The following is a 17,349-nucleotide window of genomic DNA, read 5'->3' on the forward strand; positions in this document are numbered from 1 at the left end:
GGAGAGAGCACATCATGGACACGGCTAAACGAGGCGATGCGTGGACGATGCAGAGGCTGGGCGCGATCTCACTGCTTGCGGGAGCGTCGAGCCTTCTGCTCTCCGCCGGAGCCCAGGCGGACGATGGCAAGCCCGTCCCGGGTGGCACGGTCATCGCCGCGCTGAATTCTACGACAATTCCGAATCTGAACACCCAGATGACATCGTCGGTCCCGGCGCTGTTCGCCGCTGATGTCTGGGCGGACGGGCTGATGACCTATGACCGCGAAGCCAATCGCGTTCCGCGCCTGGCAAGGAGCTGGACCATTTCCGAGGACGGCAAGACCTACACCTTCAACCTCCGCGAGGGCGTGAAGTGGTCGGACGGCAAGCCGTTCTCTGCCGCCGACGTGGTCTTCACGCTGGAGAATTTCGGCAAGTTCAACACCTATCTCACCAAGCTCATGCCGCTGGTCGAGAAGGCCTCGGCTCCCGACGACAAGACCTTCGTCCTGACGCTCAAGCAGCCGCTGACCGCGACGCTCGATCTGTTCGACAAGGAAGTGTTTCCGCTGATGCCGAAGCACGTCTACGAGGGCAAGGACATCGCCACTCACCCAGCCAATATCGCTCCGGTGGGCCTTGGCCCGTTCAAGTTCGACAAATGGGTCAGCGGCCAGTCGATCACCTTCGTGCGCAACCCGCACTATTGGGAGGCGCCCAAGCCCTATCTCGACTCGGTGATCTTCGCGCTCATCCCGAACCCGCAGCAGCGCCTCAACGCCATCGTCAACGGCGAGGTCAACTGGTTCCGGCCCGAGGTGGTACAGGTCCCGGCGACGCAGCAGGCGGCGAAGCGGGGCTCGTTCCGTGTCGTGCCGATCGTCACCAACGCGCCAGAAACTGCCGTCATCGACTTCAATCTGCGGCGTTCGCCGATGAACAACGTCAAGGTCCGGCAGGCGCTGTTCCACGCCATCGATCGCCAGCGGATCGTAAGGGATGTCTACCAGGGGCTGGCCGAGACCGCCAAGAACGCCATCCCGACGCAGTTCAAGAACCTGCATGACCCGTCGGTCAACTATGACACGATGTATGCCTATGATCCGAAGCGCGCCGCCCAATTGCTCGACGAGGCCGGATTTCCGCTGAAGGACGGCAAGCGCTTCGCGCTCGAGCTGGCCGTGATTTCGGCCGCTCCCTACGACGCGGTGGCGCAGGTCGTGCAGGCGCAGTGGACGGCGCTCGGCATCGACGTGAAGCTCAGCGCGCTCGATCAGCAGATCTGGACCAACAAGGTCTATACCCAGCATGATTTCGATGCGTCGATCATCTCGCTGACCGGACGCTCGAACCCGGTTCTCGGCGTCGACCGCAGCTTCGTCTGCAATGAGACCAGCGTCCCCTACGCCAACCCGACGAGCTACTGTAATCCCGAGTTCGACAAGGTCGCGGCCAATGCGGCTTCGGCGCCGGCGGATCAGCAGAAGGCGCACTACAAGATCTATGCCGAGATCATCGCGCGCGATCTGAACCAGCTTGCGCTGACGAATTCGCGCGTCTTCGAGGCCGTGACGAACAATTTCAAGAACTTGGACGCTCAGTTCAACTTCTCGTTCAACACCCATCCGAACTGGGCGGAAGCCTGGCTCCCGAAAGACAAGCAGTAACTTCCGTCGGACACAGCGCCCGCAGCCGCCGATGGCGGCTGCGACGGCACATCGCTATCGAAGGACATATCGCCTTGCATATCGACGTCACCCCCATGGTCAGGCCACGCTCGGTGGCCATTATCGGCGCCTCGGCGAAGCGCGTCACGCAGGGCAACGTGGTCATCAGCAATCTGAAATCATGGGGCTACACGGGGGAGATCCTCCCGATCCATCCCCAGGCCGATCAGATCGAAGGTCTGCGCGCCGTCAACTCGGTTGCCGAGATCCGCGCGGAGACTGACCTTGCGATCATTGCCATTCCCGCAGCGCATGTGCCGGGCATGTTGCAGGAACTCGAGTCGAGTTCCGTACGCTCGGCGATCGTCTTCACCAACGGATTCTCGCATGACGAGGAGAGGGCAATTCGTGCATTCGGCGCCCAGAGCCGCATCGTCTTGCACGGCCCCAACTGCATGGGGCTGGTCAATTTCACCGACTCGATCCCGCTCTACCCATCCAGGCCGTCGCTGCGCCTGAGGCCCGGCAACGTCGCGCTGGTGGCCCAATCCGGATCGGCGGCGATCTCGGTGATGAACTCGACGGTCATCGGGCTTTCCAAGGTCGTGACCGTCGGCAGCGAGTTCCAGGTTGCGGCCGCAGATTATGTGCGCTGGTTTGCGGACGACGATGAGACACGGGTCATCGGGGTGGTCGCGGAGTCAATCAAGTCTCCCCGTGCGCTCGCCGAGGCCGCCGAATGCGTTCATGCCGCGGGCAAGTCCCTGGTGGTGCTCAAGGTTGGTCGCTCGGATGTCGGCGTTGCGGCCACCCAGGCCCATACGGGGGCTCTGGTGAGTGATCGCGACGCCTATGACAGCTTCTTTCGGGAGACCAATATCGCGACGGTCGCGGATTATGACGAGCTCATCGCGGCGCTCGAATGCTCGGCGGTGGCGCGGCGCATGGTCCGGGGAGCAAGCATCGGCATCGTCGGCATTTCCGGCGGTCAGACCGCCCTGGCCTGCGATGTTGCGGAACTGCAGGGCGTAATTGTTGCGGCCTACAGCGCGACGACCGGGCAACGCTTGCGTGCTGCCTTGCCGGGAACGGCCGGCAACAATCCGGTCGATTTCGGAGCGACGGTCAATGTTGAGGACCGCAATACGCCTGAGGCCATGAAGGCGGTTCTCGGTGACGAGAATGTCGGTGCCGTCGTCGCCCTTCAGGATACGCAGGAGAGCCTTAACCCTGCGACGCTGCAGAATTACATGAATGTGCTCGGCGTCTATGCCGAGGCCGGCAAGGCGAGTGAAACACCGCTGGTCGTGATCTCGCCGACTTCGGAGAATGTCGATCCGGGCGTTCGTTCGATGCTGGCCGATCACGGTGTGCCGCTGCTGCGCGGGCTTCACGCCGGACTTCGCGCCGTCGGCAATCTCGCGCTCGGCAAGCCGGGGCCCGCCGGCTCCTGGGCGCGCCAGCGCAGCGCCGCGCGGACGCCGTTCAACAAGGAGGTCGCCAGCCTGAGGCGCGAGATCGAGCAATGCTCGGGCACTCTCGATGCCGAACTGTCATTCCGGCTGCTGCGCGCCTACGGCATCCCTCTGGTCAAATCGATCGTGGTGAAGGACGAAGGCGAAGCGGTCGCCCGTATCGGCGAGCTCGGATTTCCCATGGTGGTCAAGGTCGCATCCCGGGACGTGCAGCACCGGTCGGATGTTGGCGGCGTCGTGCTGGACGTCCGCGATGAGGACGGCTTGCGCCGCGCGATCGCGACCATTGCCGAGAATGTCGGCAGGGCGCTGCCGGCTGCGACGATCGACGGCTATGAATTGCAGGAGCAGCTTGTCGACGGTGTCGAGGCCATGGCTGGATTCACGGCTGCGCCGCCATTTGGCCAGATGATCGTCCTGGGCAGTGGCGGCACGCTGGTCGAGCTCCTGGCCGATCGAGCGGTCGCGCTTGCGCCGCTCGATCACGAGCAGGCAGGTGCGATGCTCCGCCGGACCAAGCTCGACCGCATATTGGGAGGGTATCGCAATTTGATGCCCCAAACGGACACGAGCCATCTGGTCGATCTCGCGGTGAAGCTCTCGCAACTCGCTAGCGATTTCGAGGGCTTGCTGGCGGCATGCGATCTGAATCCGGTTCTCATCCGAAAAGGTTCGGGTGAGGTTCGCGTTGTCGATGCACTCTTCGTTCGTGGCTGACAGCAATTGTGACGGCAGCGCCTGATCGGTTGCGGCGAGGCGGCGTCAGGCCTCCCGCCTGCGCCGGTCGGGCCGAGGCATCGGTGCGCTCGCCGCCAAGACTTGGTGCGGATGCCGAAACCCGGCAGAGGGATCGCCGTATGCGCGTGCCATGCAGGGTGCGCCGGGGGGGACACCGATCAGCGTTCCGTATTCCGGTGCGCTTCCTGCGAGAATCTTGGCCGTAGATGTTTTTCCTCCCAGCTTGAGGTTGTTAGGCTGTAGGCATCATCAGATGGTGGGACGTCCGCCCTGACAGGCCCGAGTACGGAATAAGGACATGCTGCAGAATACTGACGAGCGTTTGCCGTTGCATGCGCGCCTGCGCGATGCCCTCGCGTCCCGCATCGCATCGCTTGAATGGGAAGCGGGCCAGACCATCCCCTCCGAACAGGTTCTGACCAGGGAATACGGCGTCTCGACCAACACGGTGCGCAAGGCCGTGGAGCAACTCATGCGCGAGGGCTTGCTGGAGCGCCGGCAGGGCAGCGGCACCTTTGTGCGGCGCCCCTCATTCGATGGCAGCCTGTTTCGCTGGTTCAATTTCAAGGATGCGGGGGCACATGCCGGCAAGACCGTGCCGGAGAGCCGTCTGCTCAAGCGCGAGATCATCGAACCTGATGCGGAGGTGGCGGCGGCACTGCGACTGCCGCCGGGCGCACAGGTCCTGAAGGTGCTGCGGCTGCGGCTTTGGGCCGGCGAGCCGGCCATCTCGGAAGATCTGTTCCTGCCCTTGCCTCGCTTTGCCCGGTTTGCGGACCTGCCGGAGGCGGAGATCGGGCCGCTGCTCTACCCGGTCTATGAGCGCGAGTTCGGGCAGGTGGTCGCGGCCGTCGAGGATGAACTCTCGCTGGGCCACGCCGATGCGACCAGGGCCGCACTGCTGAATGTGCCAGTGGGCGACCCGATCATCGTCGTCGAGCGAACCTCCATGGATGCCAATGGCGCGCCGATCGACTGGCGCCGCGCCTATGGCCGGGGAGATCGCTTTCGCTACAAGGTGCGCTTGACCTGAGGGCTCAGGTCGCGGAGACCCGGTAGAGGGCAAGGCCGTTATCCCAGAAGGCGCGGCCGGCGAGGTCAGCCCCCAGCACCTTTTCGACGAGGTCGATATCGGCAGGCTGGAACGGGCGCTCGGCGCGTGTCGAGGGCAGGTCGGTGCCAAACACCAGCGCGCTCGGATTTCTGGCGGCAATCCGTTCGAGCGCCTTGGCAATATCGAGCTTGGCCCGGCCAAAACCGGTGGCCTTCACCTTCGCGCCCGCGTCGACGAGATCGAGCACGACAGGCAGGCCCGCTTCGGTCATGCCGAGATGGTCGATGACGATCTGCGGCAGCTTGGTGAGCTTGTCGACATAGGGACCGAGCGCTGCCGCATCGGCATAGATTTCGGCGTGCCACTGGCCGGCTGCGTGGGCCCTGGTCGCCAGCGACATCAGGTCGTCGACGCTGTCGATGCGGCCGCGGAACATGTTGAAGCGCAGCGCCCGGACACCCAGCGTGCTCAGCCGCGCGATCTCTCCGTCGGCAATCGTGTTCGGCACCTGCGTGACGCCGACCCAGCCCTTGCCCAGCTTCGCCAGGGTGCTCTCGAGATAGGTCTGGTCGAAGCCGTGGAACGAGCCGGATACGATCGCTCCGGCGCGGACGCCGAGCGGCTGGGTGGCTGCCTGGTACTCGCTGAGAGGGTAGTGCGGTGGCGTATAGCCTTGATTGGGTACGATCGGGAAAGCGTGATCGATGATGTGACAGTGGGAATCGAAGATGCGGCGCGCACTGGCCCGGACCGCGCCGGCCCCCAGCGTCATCGCTGCAGCGCTTCCCCATAAGAAATGGCGGCGATTCATCGTCATGGCGTTTCCTCCAGCATGATTTTCTTGTTCAGTTCACCTGCGCCGCGGCCGGGTGCCGGGCGATTGCCAGGATTTCCCTCGCCACGACGTCAGGCTTTTCGACCGGGGCGAAATGCTTGGCATCGGGGATGATCACCAATCGCGCATCCGCGATTGCCTCTGCGAGCTGCTCGGCCATGGCGAGCGGTGTCGCGTGGTCGAACTCGCCGACCAGGATGGTCGTGGGGCAGTGGATGGCCTTCAGGGCTGGGCGCAGATCGGTCTCGCCCAGCATGGCGCAGCTATCGGCATAGCAATGCAGGTCGTTGGCCTGGAACACGGCCAGGCAGTCCTCGACGATCTCGGGGCTGCTCGCCCGGAAGCAGTCGCTGAACCAGCGTGCCAGCTGGAAGTCGATATGCGTGCCCATGCCGTCGCGCAGCGCGCGTTCGCCGCGCTCGCGCCAGGCCGGCAAGGCCTGGTGGCCGTAGGTCGCCGTCGTGTCGGCCAGCACGAGGCCCGATACGCGCTGCGGAAAACCGGCGGCGACCGCCTGGGCCACGCAGCCGCCCATCGAGCAGCCAACGACCGTAGCCTCCTCCCAGCCGAGTTCGTCGAGGACGGCGATGCAATCGGCCGCCATCATCTCGCAGCTATAGGGGCCGCGCCGCCGCTCGGACGCGCCATGGCCACGGCAATCGAGCGCCACGACTGTCGCTTCCTGGTCGATCGCCGCCGCGACGCCGCGCCATTGCCGCCAGCTCATGGCGAGGGCGTGGATCAGGAGGATGCGCGGCGCGCCAGGAAATCCTGCCTGCATCAGAGTGGCGTTGATCGCGCAACCGTCCGCCGCCCGTGCAGCGATCTGGGCACCTTCGATACTGAACATCAGGATGCTTCCGCTATTGAGGCTTGAGACCGGACAGGGTCACGATCTCGCGCCAGCGCGGCAGATCACGCGCCATGGCAGCGCTGAACTCGGCAGGGCCGGCGCCGACGAACTCGAAGCCATTGTCGATCAGCCGTGCCGTGATCGCGGGGCTTTGCATGACGGCCACGGTGTCTGCGTGGATACGGTCGCGCAGCGCATCAGGCAGTCCGGCTGGGCCGACAATGCCATACCAGGTCTCTACCGAAGCGCCGGGGGCGATTTCCGCCATCGTGGGAACGTCGGGAAGGGATGGAAAGCGCTTCTCGGAGGAGACGGCGAGCGGCACGACCGAGCCGGACTGGATGGCGGCGATCAGGGCCGGCAAGCCCGTCGAGACCAGCTCGATCTGGCCGCCGAGGACGTCGGTCAGGGCGGGGGCGCCCCCGCGATAGGGCACATGGGTCAGCGTCAACCCACTGACCTTTGCCAGCAATTCGGCGACGAGATGGCCGGGCGTTCCTGTGCCCGCGGTGCCGAAACGATAATCCGTGCCGCCGCCTTGCTTCACCATCTCGACCAGCGTCCTGGTCTTCAGGGCAGGGCCGCCGACCAGCACCTGCGGTGAGCGGGCGATCAGGGTGACCGGCTTGAAATCCTTCAGCGGGTCGAAGAGCCGGCGCGTCATCAGGCTGTCATTGCTGAGCAGCCCGTCGCTGACGAGCAACAGCGTATATCCGTCGGGCGCGGCCTTTGCCACGCTGGCCGCTCCGATGTCGCCGGCTGCGCCAGGCTTGTTCTCGACAACAACCTGATGCCCCCATTTCTCGCTGAGAGCCCGGGCCGCGAGACGGCCGATCACGTCGAAGCTGCCTCCGGCGGGGAAGGGTACGACGAGCGTGACGAAGCGCTGCGGGTAGGGGTCTGACGCGTTGGCTCCCGTCCAGCCTATGCAGGCCAGTAAGCCCAATGCACCGGTAGCGACCAGCTTGGCCATCTTCATTGGCAGTCTCCCTTGAGCCGCAGCCTTGGTGACACGCAGTCATTATGCTGTCAATGGGTCATGCCAATGACCTGAGGAATCATGCTTGTACTGCTCGGCGATCATGTCCTTGTGCTGCGCGACGCTGACGACATCTAGGGCTTCGTGACGAGAGGGTTCGTGCATCTGCGCCGAACCCTGCGAGATTGGCCCAGACCGGCCGATATCCGGCCGTCTCCCTATCTCGCCGCGCGAACCGCCAGCGCGATCGACCGGAGCAATAGTGCGGTCAGGACGGCGTGGAAGATGACCGCTGGCCATAGCAAGACGCCGCCGGAAGCTCCGGTAAGATCGAGATAGGCGAGATAGAGTGCGACCGCCCCGCTATAGATCAACATGCCCAGCAGAGGCGGGCCGGGCCAGCAGGCGATCCCCAGTGCAACCAGGGCGATACCCGCAATGCTCGCGATCTGCAGGGCAGCCCCGTCCAGTTCCTCGCCGAGCAGCACTTGCGCGACGAATGAAGGCACGACCAGCAGCGCCAGACCGGTTGCGATCTCTGCCACGGCGGCGATCGTCAGCACGTTCTTCATCGCCTGGGCCCGGTCCATCTTGTTGATCGAATATTCGCACGAGAGGCACGGGAGCGCGCAGGGATCTGGCTGCGTTCACTGCACCGGCTCGAGCTTGACGGTCAGCTTCTTGATCTTGCCGGTGAACTTGAACGGTGGGTCATAGCGATGCTCCAGCAGCGCGACCCCGGTGCGGGTATCCAGGCCAACATCGAAGCTTTCGTCCTCGGGAAACGTGATCGGGATGGTGTGGTCCATCGATTTCCTGGCCACTTCCTGTCCGTCTACGGAAAGGACGCCGGTGCCGCCCTTGCCCAGGCCCGGGCCGTCGGATTTGAAGTCGAAGACGATGCTGTGTTTTCCCGGCGTCAGTTCCGGCCCTTCCCAGATCGTCCGCTGCAGATCGAGGAGATTGTAAAGGAACACAGGCTTGCCGCGGCCGATCCCCAATTCGCCCTTGCTGAGGAAGAGGCCATAACCACCGAAGCGTCCGCCCTCGGTCACGATCATGCCTTCGCTGCCGCCCTCGGGAATCTCAACCTCTGCGGTGATGGTGTACGACTTGTCGAGGATCCTTGGGGCAGCGCTCGGCGGCACACCGGACAGCTCTCCTGAATAGGTGAAGAGCGTTCGGCCCGCCGTCAGGCTCGGACGCGGTGTGTTCCAGCGCGCGAGCGACGAATTGTCGAGCGGCAGTGCGTCGTATTTCTTGGCTTCCGAATAGAACAACGCCTGCATCTGCTTGACCTTGTCCGGCAATTTCGCAGCCAGGTCATTGGACTCCGTGGGGTCCTGCCTGACGTTGTAAAGCTCCCAGTTGTAGCCCGTGATCACATCCGGAGGCGTGGCCGTGCTCAGTGCCCAGGGCAGGGTCGCCGGAGTCGTGGCCGCCACCCAGCCGTCATTGTAGATCGCGCGGTTGCCGAGCATTTCGAAATACTGGGTCTTGCGCCGGGATGGCACGGCCACACTCGCCTTGTCCCAGGTGTACATCATGCTGACGCCGTCGAACGGACGCTGCTTGATGCCGTCGAGAGTAGCGGGGGCAGCGACACCGGTCGCTTCCAGAATCGTCGGCACGATATCGATGATGTGGTGGAACTGCCGCCGGATGCCGCCCACATCCCTGACATGGCCGGGCCAGGACATGGCCATGCCCTGGGCCGTTCCGCCAAAGTGCGAGGCGACCTGCTTGACCCATTTGAACGGCGTGCTCATCGCCCAGGCCCAGCCGGCGGCAAAATGCGGAAAGGTTCGCTCCGAGCCCCAGAACTCGTACCAGAGCAACTGGTCCTTCACGGGCACTGCAACGCCGTTGAAGGTTGTGAACTCGTTCGGCGTGCCGTTGAGCATGCCCTCGGCGCTCGCGCCATTGTCGCCGCTGATATAGATGATCAGGGTGTTGTCGAGCTGACCGAGGTCCTCGACGGCCTGGATGACCCGTCCGATCTCGTGATCGGTATAGGCGAGATAGGCGCCGTAGACATCCATTTGCCTGGTGAAGAGCTTTTTCTCCTCCCAACCGAGCGAATCCCACTCCGGCAATTCTTTGGGCCAGGGGGTCAGCTTGGCCTCGGCCGGCATGATGCCGAGCCTCTTCTGGTTGGCGAAGATCGTCTCGCGCAGGGTGTTCCAGCCGCCGTCGAAGAGGTGCATGTCGCTGATCTTGGCGATCCACTCCGGCGTGGGATGATGCGGCGCATGCGTGCCACCGGGGACATAGTAGACGAGGAACGGCTTGTCCGGCGCGACCTCCTTGAGCTGCTTCATATGCTGGATGGCCTCGTCGGCCATGGCTGTGGTCAGGTTCCAGTTCGATGCGCCCTGGAACGGATAGATCGGCGTCGTGTTGCGGAAGAGATTTGGTTGCCATTGGCTCGCGTCTCCGCCGACGAAGCCGTAGAAATAGTCGAAGCCCAATCCGGTCGGCCATTGATCGAATGGTCCGGCCTGGCTCGCCTGGTAGAAGGGTGTGTTGTGGTTCTTGCCGAACCACGAGGTCGCGTAGCCATTCTCTCTGAGGATCGTCCCGATCGTGCCGTTCTCCTTCCGGATGATCGAATTGTACCCTGGAAACCCCGTCGCGATCTCGCCCACCACGCCGAAACCGGCGACGTGATGGTTGCGCCCGGTGATCAGCGCCGCGCGCGTCGGTGAGCACAGCGACGTGGAGTGGAAGTTCGTGTAGCGGATCCCGCTATTTGCGATGCGGTCGAGCGCCGGAGTTGGGACAACGCCTCCAAAGGTGCCCGGCGCACCGAAGCCGACATCGTCGGTCATGATGAGCAGCACGTTGGGCGCGCCCTTTGGCGGCACGATGCTTGGCGCCCACCAAGCCTTCGATTCGGAAGCCTTCTGGTTGATCACTCCGCCGAATCTCGGATCGGGGGGCGGCAACTGCTTTCCGTTAAGCGTCGTCGTCGCGCTTGGCGAACCTAGGGTGCCAGTGACTTGCTGAGCCAGTGCCGGCAGGCAGACCAGGGTGAGAAGGCTCGCGCCGGCGAGGGCGCTGCGACCGAGTTTCGCCATAGCAAACTCCCGCTGCCTTGAAGAGACCGGTACATCGCTGCGAAAAAACTGCGCTCCCACCCGGGGGACCGCCCATCATGATCTCGGTTCAACTGGAGGTCTAGGCAGAATCGGACGCTTTGACCGCTGAATCCGGCAAGGAATGACCATGCCGCGATCATCCGGTCGACAGCATACCGGGTTCGGTCCCGATCCGGCATCCACGACCTGCTGTGACTTGTGTCGCGCGGAGGGGGCAATCCTCACATGGCCTGCGCTGAATGTGCCGTTGCGATCGGCGGCAGCCCGCATCGCCGATCAGGATGCGACGTCGGGGCTGAACCGTCTGCGCCTCCAGTGACGGATCTGCCCCGCTTCCCCCGGAAATTCGCCGGAGCCGATCCTCCGGATTGGCCTGAAAGCCGGTAGGTCGGGCCGCGATCTGGCCTGCGAATGGAGCGCCGGTTTTGAAGCGTCAGCCGTTAGCCCTGCCGACGCTCGAAGATCGCCGAGTTTCCGTCATGCTCGCGGACCTCGACCGATTCCAGCCAGACACGCTCGCCGATCTGATTGGCAAGCCAGGCCGCAACATGGTCGAACGTGTAGCGCGCTGTCGCCTCGCAGCCGACTGCGGGCATGATCCGCAGGTCGACAAGGCCCTTGTCGGCCAGCCCCTGGAACGCGTCGAGATGCGGGTCGTCGGCCGCGACGATCATCGTGTGGTCGAACATGTGCTTCAACCAGGTCTTGATCTCCTTCATCCCGCCGAAATCGAAGCACCAGTTGCGCTCGTCGAGCTCGTGGGTGGCGAAGATGAATTTGAAGGACAGCGCATAGCCGTGAACCAGGCTGCAATGCGAATGCGTTGCGCGCCATTGCCGGAAGCAGCAGGACAAGCCTTCGACGAAGTCATAGGTCTTGGTCGACCGATAGACGTCCCGGTGAACGATTCGCGAAGGCCTGTGGTCCTGCATCATTACCACGCTATCCATTGATTCGGGTCCCTACCGGCGTTCCAGGGATGTGCATTCCTGCAGGAATTCGGCCTTGTATGAATCGTTTGTGGCGAATTCGCCGTAGAATGAGCTGTTCACCATGCGGCTGGCATGACTGGCCCGAACGCCGCGATGAGTCTTGCACATGTGGACGGCGCTGATCCTCACCGCCAGGCCGCGGGGATTGGTGGTCTCGACGATATGCTGCTCGATCTGCTTGACCAGCTCTTCCTGAATCTGGAGGCGGGCTGCGAAATGCTGGATGATGCGATCATATTTCGACAGGCCGATGATCTTGCCTTCCGGTGACGGCAGGACGCCGATGAAGGCCACGCCATAGATCGGCATCAGGTGATGGGCGCAGGTCGAGCGGACATCGATCGGGCCGGTGACGATCAGCTGGTCATAGCTCGTGGCATTGTCGAACTCGGTGATCTTCGGCGGCGGGTTATAGCGGCCGTGCAGGAGTTCCTCGACGAACATCTTGGCGACCCGCGCCGGTGTATCGCGCGTGTTATGATCGTTCTGGTGGTCGATCTGCAGAATATCGAACAGCTCTTCGATCTTCTTCGCAGCCGCGGCCCGCATGTCCGCCCGCTCGGTCTTGTCCAGGTAGCCCTCGACCGCGTGGTTTCCGAGGCGGGCTGAATTCGATAGGCTATTCGCTCGTGACATGTTGCATCCAGATGCCTTCGTGGGCGGTAGGGGTCGCACGTGGGTCGGGTTAGTACGTCAAAATCGCAGGGGAATTCGCGGGGTTCTTGTGTAAGTATATCAATAATTTAACCGAGTTCCGCTTTAGAGGTTTTTAATGGCCGGCTCGTAGGATTTCGAGCTTGGACCGATCGGGAGCCCCTCATGTCTATAGACACATTGCGACGTGGAATCACCCTGGGCGCGATCTCGTCCATTGGTCTGCTCATGGCCGGGACAGTCAGCGCCCAGACCTTGGCCGCTCCGACGGACAAGGTCATCCTGACGATATCCGGAAAGATCTCCGTGACCAATAGCGGGGATTCCGCACAGTTCGATCGCGCCGCGCTCGAGGCGATGGGCCTCATGACAATCGAAACCAATACCCCGTGGTACTCCGGACCGCAGAAGTTCGAGGGCATCTCCCTCGATAAACTGATGAAGTCGGTCGGCGCCAAGGGCGACACCGTTCAAGCGATCGCACTCAACGACTATACGACAGAAATACCGCTCGAGGACTTCGCGAAGTACAACGTCATCCTGGCGCTGAAGCGCAACGCTGAATACATGCCGATCCGGGACAAGGGGCCGCTGTTCATCGTCTATCCCTATGACAGCAACCCTGAGTTGCGCAGCCAGAAGTTCTACAGCCGCTCGGCCTGGCAGGTTTCAAAGTTGATTGTCCGCTAGGGAGAGGGTAGATAATGGCAACTGTCTAGCATCTGTGGGAGAATCTGCCGGGATTAACTCATGCTGAAGATGCGGAAGATAGAAACCTTTCTCGGGGCCGTTCTTGTCGGCCTCGTTTTGTCTGCATTGTATGTATCAAGTCTTATCGTCGAGCAGCAGAATCTGATCCGACAGACGGCGCGTTACAATGTAACCTGGCTTGCGAGCCAGTCCGTCGTCGAGCTCCAGCGCTTCCAGGAGCGCGTCGCCAGCTTCAGCATTCCGTCCAGCAAGGTCGACGCCGACGAGGTGGCGCTGCGCTATCAGATCCTGCTCAACCGCCTCAGCCTGCTCAGCTCCGGCGAGTTCGAGGAGTTCGTCAATCAAGGTGCCGACAGGCGCGCGACCGTCGATGAATTCCGCCAGGCCCTGGCCGAGATCGAACCCTGGGTCGACCATCTCAACCCAGAGAATGCCGCGCGGATCCGTGCGCGACTGGCGCCGCTCGACCAGAAGATGTCGAGCCTTGCAGCGGCGGCCAACCGCATTTCCGGCGATCAGGTCGATGGCGATCAACGTGAGCTTCTGAGCCTGCACTGGTTCTTCTCGGGCATCATCGTGACGCTCGTGCTGATGTCGCTTGGCCTGGTCCTGCTGCTTCATTTTCGCAACCGGCTGCTCAATCATGCCCATCGCGAGATGCATGTGCTGACCGACGGGCTGAAGGACGCGAAGGGCGAACTCGAACGCGCTAATGAGGACATTTCCAGCAAGAACGACAGCCTGAAGAATCAGAACGAGATGCTGGTGCTGCGCGACATCGAATTGCGGACCCAGAACCAGCGCTTCGATGCGGCCTTGAACAACATGTCGCAGGGATTGCTGCTGGTCGACGGCGAACACCGCCTGATCGTCTGCAACGAGCGCTTTCGCCAGATGTTCGAGCTGCCGGCGTCGAGCACCAAGCCGGGGGCGAGTCTTACGACCGTGGCTGACGAGCGCTTCGCTGCCCTGCTCGCCCATCAGAAGGCCATTGCGTCGGGACCGCGATCGGCGACGTTCTCGTTCGAGCTGGCCGCCGGCACGGTCTGCTCCGTCTCGCAGCAGCCGATGCCGGATGGCGGCTGGGTTGCGACCTATGAGGACGTGACCGAGCGCCGGCGCTCGGAGGAGCGCATTGCCTATATGGCGCATCATGATGCGCTGACGGATTTGCCGAACCGCGCCCAGTTTCGCGAACATCTGGAGCGCGCGCTCGAACTTCATCACGGCGAGGCCGGCAGTTTCGCCGTGCTCTATCTCGACCTCGATCGTTTCAAGACCGTCAATGACACGCTCGGTCACGAACTGGGCGACGCGCTGCTGAAATCCGTCAGCGTCCGATTGAAGAAGGCGGTCCGCGGCAGCGATATCGTCTCTCGCTTCGGCGGCGATGAATTCGCTGTCCTGTGTCGCGGGTACCCCGATCTCGACGAGCTTCGCCGGATCGCCTCCCGCATCGTCGAACGCATGGGGCAGCCTTTCCGCATTGCCGGTCGCGACATCAGGATCGGGACCTGCGTCGGCATCGCGATGGCCATCAAGGATGGTAGCGATTGCGATTCGCTGCTGCGCCATGCCGACATGGCGATGTACGCGGCGAAGAATACCGGGCGGGGGACCTACTGTTTCTATGAGGCCCCCATGGAAGAGCAGATCGACGCGCGGCGCGCGCTGGAAGATGCGCTCCGTCGGGCGCTCCAGGAAAACGAACTGGAGGTCTACTACCAGCCCATCGTCAATCTGAAGCGGATGGAGATCGTCAGTTTCGAGGCGCTGCTGCGCTGGACCCACCCGGTCCGGGGGGCGATCTCCCCAGCAGAATTCATCCCGGTCGCCGAGGAGACCGGGCTTATCGTGACGATAGGTGAGTGGGTGCTGCGGCGCGCCTGTGCCGATGCGGCGCAATGGCCGAACGGCACCCGGGTATCGGTCAATCTGTCGGCCGTCCAGCTCCGCAACGACGACTTCGCCCAGATCGTGTTCAGTGCGCTGGCTGGCAGCCAGCTGCCGGCTCATCGGCTCGAACTCGAGATAACCGAATCCGTGCTGCTTCAGGACAGCGATGCCACGCTCGCCGTGCTGCACCAGTTGCGCCGCTTCGGCATCCGCACCTGCATGGACGATTTCGGCACCGGCTTCTCCTCGCTCAGCTACCTCAGAAGCTTTCCCTTCGACAAGATCAAGATCGACCGGTCGTTCGTCAAAGACATGCATGTGCAGGAGGATTGCCGCGCCATCGTCACCTCGATCGCCCATCTCGGGCAGAGCCTGAACATGACGACCACCGCCGAGGGCGTCGAAACACGGGAACAGCTGGAGGCGGTCATGGCGGTGGGCTGCACCGAGGTGCAGGGCTATTATTTCGGGCCACCGACCCCCGCGGCGGATGTCGCGCAGGTCTTCTCGCGCCTGGAGAAGATGCGTCTCGCGGCCTGACGCCGCAGGCCGCCTGCCAGGGAAGCGGGCGACATCGCGCCGCTGCCACCCATCCCGGCACAGGATCCGCTCCGGCCGATGATCCTGGCGGCCACGCAGCCGTCCTCCCGGCCAGGCAGGCGGCCCAGCCGAGGCGCCGCCGCCGGCCGGCCAGTCCGCCGGAGACAGCGCACCCTCGCGCATCCTTTCCCGCGACCGCGCCGCCTCGATCCTGCCCGGGAGGCAGGGGCTTGAGCCTCATCCTTCGAACGGAGGATGACGTTCGCAAGGCTCCTTCCTAGTTTCCCAAGGCTGCCTCAAGCGCCGCTTCGGCGAGGCCAGGCAGCAAGGGAATGGCCGGATTCCGTCTGGGGCCGAAGCCGATCTGCGTCGGGCCTGGGTGGGGAGGGGCAGGCGAAATGCCGTCGATCCATGGAATGCACGCACGGGCGGGAATGGCCAGGCGCGGGGACCATGGCGCAGCCAAATGCCCTGAAGTCAGTGCTCGGTTCCCGGGCGCCCAGGCAAGACGGAGAGGCTCGCGATGATCCTGGAGATGTTTGGGCCTTCCGGCGCCGGAAAGACGACGATGGTTTCCGCCCTGACCGCCCATCTGCGCGGCCTCGGCTATGTCGTAAACCCTCGGATCGGTGTGCGAGCCCATCCGCTGAGGCGCGGCATTCTCAAATGTCTGGCCAGCGTCAAGCTGCTCAGGTCCGCCGGTCCGGCCGCTGGCGTCGCGGAGCTCTTCCGGATCCTGCCACCGAAGGACCGGCTTTGGTTCATTCGTCTGTATTGGCACCTGGCCCTGCTCCATCACGAATGGACGGCGGCGCAAGCCTCCGATGCGATCACGATCTTCGATCAGGGCATGGTGCAGGCAGTGGCCTCGCTCATCCTGCTCAGCGGCATAACCGACCGCGACCCTGTCGGACGCGCGCTCGACATCGTGCCGAAGCCGGACCTGCTCGTCCGCTTTGAGGCGCCACGCCCCCTCCTGGAGGAGCGCCTTCGGGATCGCTGGCGGAAGATCGGCCCGCTTCAACGCTACCTCGAAATCGACCTGCAAGGCAGCCTGGACCACGTCGACCATGTCGACCTGATCTCCGACATGGTCAGCGCACGCGCGCTCCCCATGATCCGGATCAGCAGCATCGATGCCCCGAGCTGCAATCTGTCGATCGACCGGATCACCGCCGAGGTGCAGGCCAGGATGCGCCCATCGCGCGTTGTCGCTGAGGAGCCCGCAGCACGTGGTTATGCGGCGCTCTCACATTAGTCTATCCGATCGGATATCCCGCTTTCCGTCCGATGATCCAACCCTCTGTGAGTTCACCGGCTTTGCCGAAAACCGCAACCCGGTTCCCGGGCCGATACTGTAGCTCAGGCGCCGGGGCGGGGGATCGGCATTGGCTGGGGTGACCTAAGCTGCCGGCCGCGGTGGAGGTCGCCGCGATCACCGGCCCTGTCGTCGAGGCTGTCGCCCGCGACATCCCGGATTTCACTCGGAGTGCTGTCGCTGTCCGGGCCCCACCATCGGGCCCTGGCAGCGCCCGCGCCACGCAACTTCAGCTTCGACAGGCGGGAAAACGCAAGGAGGCCCGCGGTTTCCCCGCGAGCCCATGCACAAGCTCATCGGCGTCAGACGGAAGCGCTCCGTCCCGATTTGAGCTCGGTCGGGCGCAATGGCGAGGACACGGTGTCCCCAGGTTCGGCCACGGCGGCAGACGCCCGTTGCAGCATGCCGAAATAGTGCGATCGAAAGGCGGGGAAGAATGTCAGCGCCGGATAGAGCGGGTCGGTGAGAGCGCCGAGACGGTAGGCAATGGGGGGAATCAGCGTTTTCGAGGCCAGTTCACTCTCGAACTCGGGAAACAGGTCCTGGATGTGGCG

Annotated in this window: 14 protein-coding genes; 6 read left to right on the forward strand and 8 right to left on the reverse strand. The window is 63.5% G+C overall.

All coding sequences use genetic code 11. From position 1 onward, the window contains the following. The first annotated feature begins 14 nt into the window (after positions 1-14). The 3 genes from AC1DW9_RS24410 (at position 15) to AC1DW9_RS24420 (ending at position 4,895) form a co-directional block, all read left to right on the forward strand. Positions 15-1,649 carry an ABC transporter substrate-binding protein gene (locus AC1DW9_RS24410; protein WP_476775926.1) on the forward strand — a complete coding sequence of 545 codons (1,635 nt, stop codon included), beginning with the start codon at positions 15-17 and terminating at the stop codon, positions 1,647-1,649. A 74-nt stretch (positions 1,650-1,723) separates the two neighbouring features. After that, positions 1,724-3,841, forward strand: coding sequence for an acetate--CoA ligase family protein (locus AC1DW9_RS24415; RefSeq protein WP_476775925.1), 2,118 nt, complete (start codon positions 1,724-1,726; stop codon positions 3,839-3,841). A 319-nt stretch (positions 3,842-4,160) separates the two neighbouring features. Further along, positions 4,161-4,895, forward strand: a complete 735-nt coding sequence (locus AC1DW9_RS24420; RefSeq protein ID WP_441508591.1) for a GntR family transcriptional regulator — start codon at positions 4,161-4,163, stop codon at positions 4,893-4,895. 4 nt (positions 4,896-4,899) lie between these two features. Here the strand turns inward: AC1DW9_RS24420 and AC1DW9_RS24425 are convergent, their stop codons facing one another. The 7 genes from AC1DW9_RS24425 to folE form a co-directional block, all read right to left on the reverse strand. After that, complete coding sequence (locus tag AC1DW9_RS24425; RefSeq protein ID WP_441508590.1) at positions 4,900-5,733, reverse strand: amidohydrolase family protein; 834 nt, start codon at positions 5,731-5,733, stop codon at positions 4,900-4,902. 28 nt (positions 5,734-5,761) lie between these two features. Next, positions 5,762-6,601 carry an alpha/beta fold hydrolase gene (locus tag AC1DW9_RS24430; protein ID WP_441508589.1) on the reverse strand — a complete coding sequence of 280 codons (840 nt, stop codon included), beginning with the start codon at positions 6,599-6,601 and terminating at the stop codon, positions 5,762-5,764. A 13-nt stretch (positions 6,602-6,614) separates the two neighbouring features. Further along, a complete protein-coding gene (locus AC1DW9_RS24435; RefSeq protein ID WP_476775924.1) occupies positions 6,615-7,583 on the reverse strand; it encodes a Bug family tripartite tricarboxylate transporter substrate binding protein in 969 nt (322 codons plus the stop codon). A gap of 218 nt (positions 7,584-7,801) precedes the next feature. Beyond that, the gene (locus AC1DW9_RS24440; protein WP_441508232.1) at positions 7,802-8,173 is read right to left on the reverse strand and encodes a hypothetical protein; all 372 of its coding nucleotides are present in this window, start codon (positions 8,171-8,173) and stop codon (positions 7,802-7,804) included. A 57-nt stretch (positions 8,174-8,230) separates the two neighbouring features. Next, a complete protein-coding gene (locus AC1DW9_RS24445) occupies positions 8,231-10,663 on the reverse strand; it encodes an arylsulfatase (RefSeq protein WP_441508231.1) in 2,433 nt (810 codons plus the stop codon). 461 nt (positions 10,664-11,124) lie between these two features. Continuing rightward, positions 11,125-11,634: a 6-pyruvoyl trahydropterin synthase family protein gene (locus AC1DW9_RS24450; RefSeq protein WP_441508230.1), complete on the reverse strand. Its 510-nt coding sequence runs from the start codon at positions 11,632-11,634 to the stop codon at positions 11,125-11,127. A gap of 12 nt (positions 11,635-11,646) precedes the next feature. Next, positions 11,647-12,312, reverse strand: a complete 666-nt coding sequence (folE, locus tag AC1DW9_RS24455) for a GTP cyclohydrolase I (RefSeq protein ID WP_441508229.1) — start codon at positions 12,310-12,312, stop codon at positions 11,647-11,649. A gap of 246 nt (positions 12,313-12,558) precedes the next feature. On the opposite strand from folE, the gene AC1DW9_RS24460 reads away from it, so the two are divergent. The 3 genes from AC1DW9_RS24460 to AC1DW9_RS24470 all read left to right on the forward strand — a co-directional run bounded on the left by AC1DW9_RS24460 (position 12,559) and on the right by AC1DW9_RS24470 (position 16,735). Next, entirely contained in the window at positions 12,559-13,020 is a 462-nt protein-coding gene (locus tag AC1DW9_RS24460; RefSeq protein WP_441508234.1) for a putative pterin-binding protein, read from the forward strand. A gap of 60 nt (positions 13,021-13,080) precedes the next feature. Further along, positions 13,081-15,477 (forward strand): putative bifunctional diguanylate cyclase/phosphodiesterase, encoded by a 2,397-nt coding sequence (locus tag AC1DW9_RS24465; protein ID WP_441508228.1) that lies wholly within the window; start codon positions 13,081-13,083, stop codon positions 15,475-15,477. A 523-nt stretch (positions 15,478-16,000) separates the two neighbouring features. Then, positions 16,001-16,735 (forward strand): hypothetical protein, encoded by a 735-nt coding sequence (locus tag AC1DW9_RS24470; protein WP_476770547.1) that lies wholly within the window; start codon positions 16,001-16,003, stop codon positions 16,733-16,735. 362 nt (positions 16,736-17,097) lie between these two features. Here AC1DW9_RS24470 and AC1DW9_RS24475 read toward each other — a convergent pair. Beyond that, on the reverse strand, positions 17,098-17,349 hold a 252-nt coding region (locus tag AC1DW9_RS24475), incomplete at its 5' end, for a hypothetical protein (protein WP_476855200.1).

Source organism: Allobosea sp. P4_E12 (assembly GCF_056401655.1).

Bases quoted from the DNA above. Each gene is read 5' to 3' on its own strand.
- AC1DW9_RS24410 (WP_476775926.1), top strand. From the start codon at position 15: ATGGACACGGCTAAACGAGGCGATGCGTGGACGATGCAGAGGCTGGGC.
- AC1DW9_RS24420 (WP_441508591.1), top strand. From the start codon at position 4,161: ATGCTGCAGAATACTGACGAGCGTTTGCCGTTGCATGCGCGCCTGCGC.
- AC1DW9_RS24425 (WP_441508590.1), bottom strand. From the start codon at position 5,733: ATGACGATGAATCGCCGCCATTTCTTATGGGGAAGCGCTGCAGCGATG.
- AC1DW9_RS24430 (WP_441508589.1), bottom strand. From the start codon at position 6,601: ATGTTCAGTATCGAAGGTGCCCAGATCGCTGCACGGGCGGCGGACGGT.
- AC1DW9_RS24435 (WP_476775924.1), bottom strand. From the start codon at position 7,583: ATGAAGATGGCCAAGCTGGTCGCTACCGGTGCATTGGGCTTACTGGCC.
- AC1DW9_RS24440 (WP_441508232.1), bottom strand. From the start codon at position 8,173: ATGGACCGGGCCCAGGCGATGAAGAACGTGCTGACGATCGCCGCCGTG.
- AC1DW9_RS24445 (WP_441508231.1), bottom strand. From the start codon at position 10,663: ATGGCGAAACTCGGTCGCAGCGCCCTCGCCGGCGCGAGCCTTCTCACC.
- AC1DW9_RS24450 (WP_441508230.1), bottom strand. From the start codon at position 11,634: ATGGATAGCGTGGTAATGATGCAGGACCACAGGCCTTCGCGAATCGTT.
- folE (WP_441508229.1), bottom strand. From the start codon at position 12,312: ATGTCACGAGCGAATAGCCTATCGAATTCAGCCCGCCTCGGAAACCAC.
- AC1DW9_RS24460 (WP_441508234.1), top strand. From the start codon at position 12,559: ATGGCCGGGACAGTCAGCGCCCAGACCTTGGCCGCTCCGACGGACAAG.
- AC1DW9_RS24465 (WP_441508228.1), top strand. From the start codon at position 13,081: ATGCTGAAGATGCGGAAGATAGAAACCTTTCTCGGGGCCGTTCTTGTC.
- AC1DW9_RS24470 (WP_476770547.1), top strand. From the start codon at position 16,001: ATGATCCTGGAGATGTTTGGGCCTTCCGGCGCCGGAAAGACGACGATG.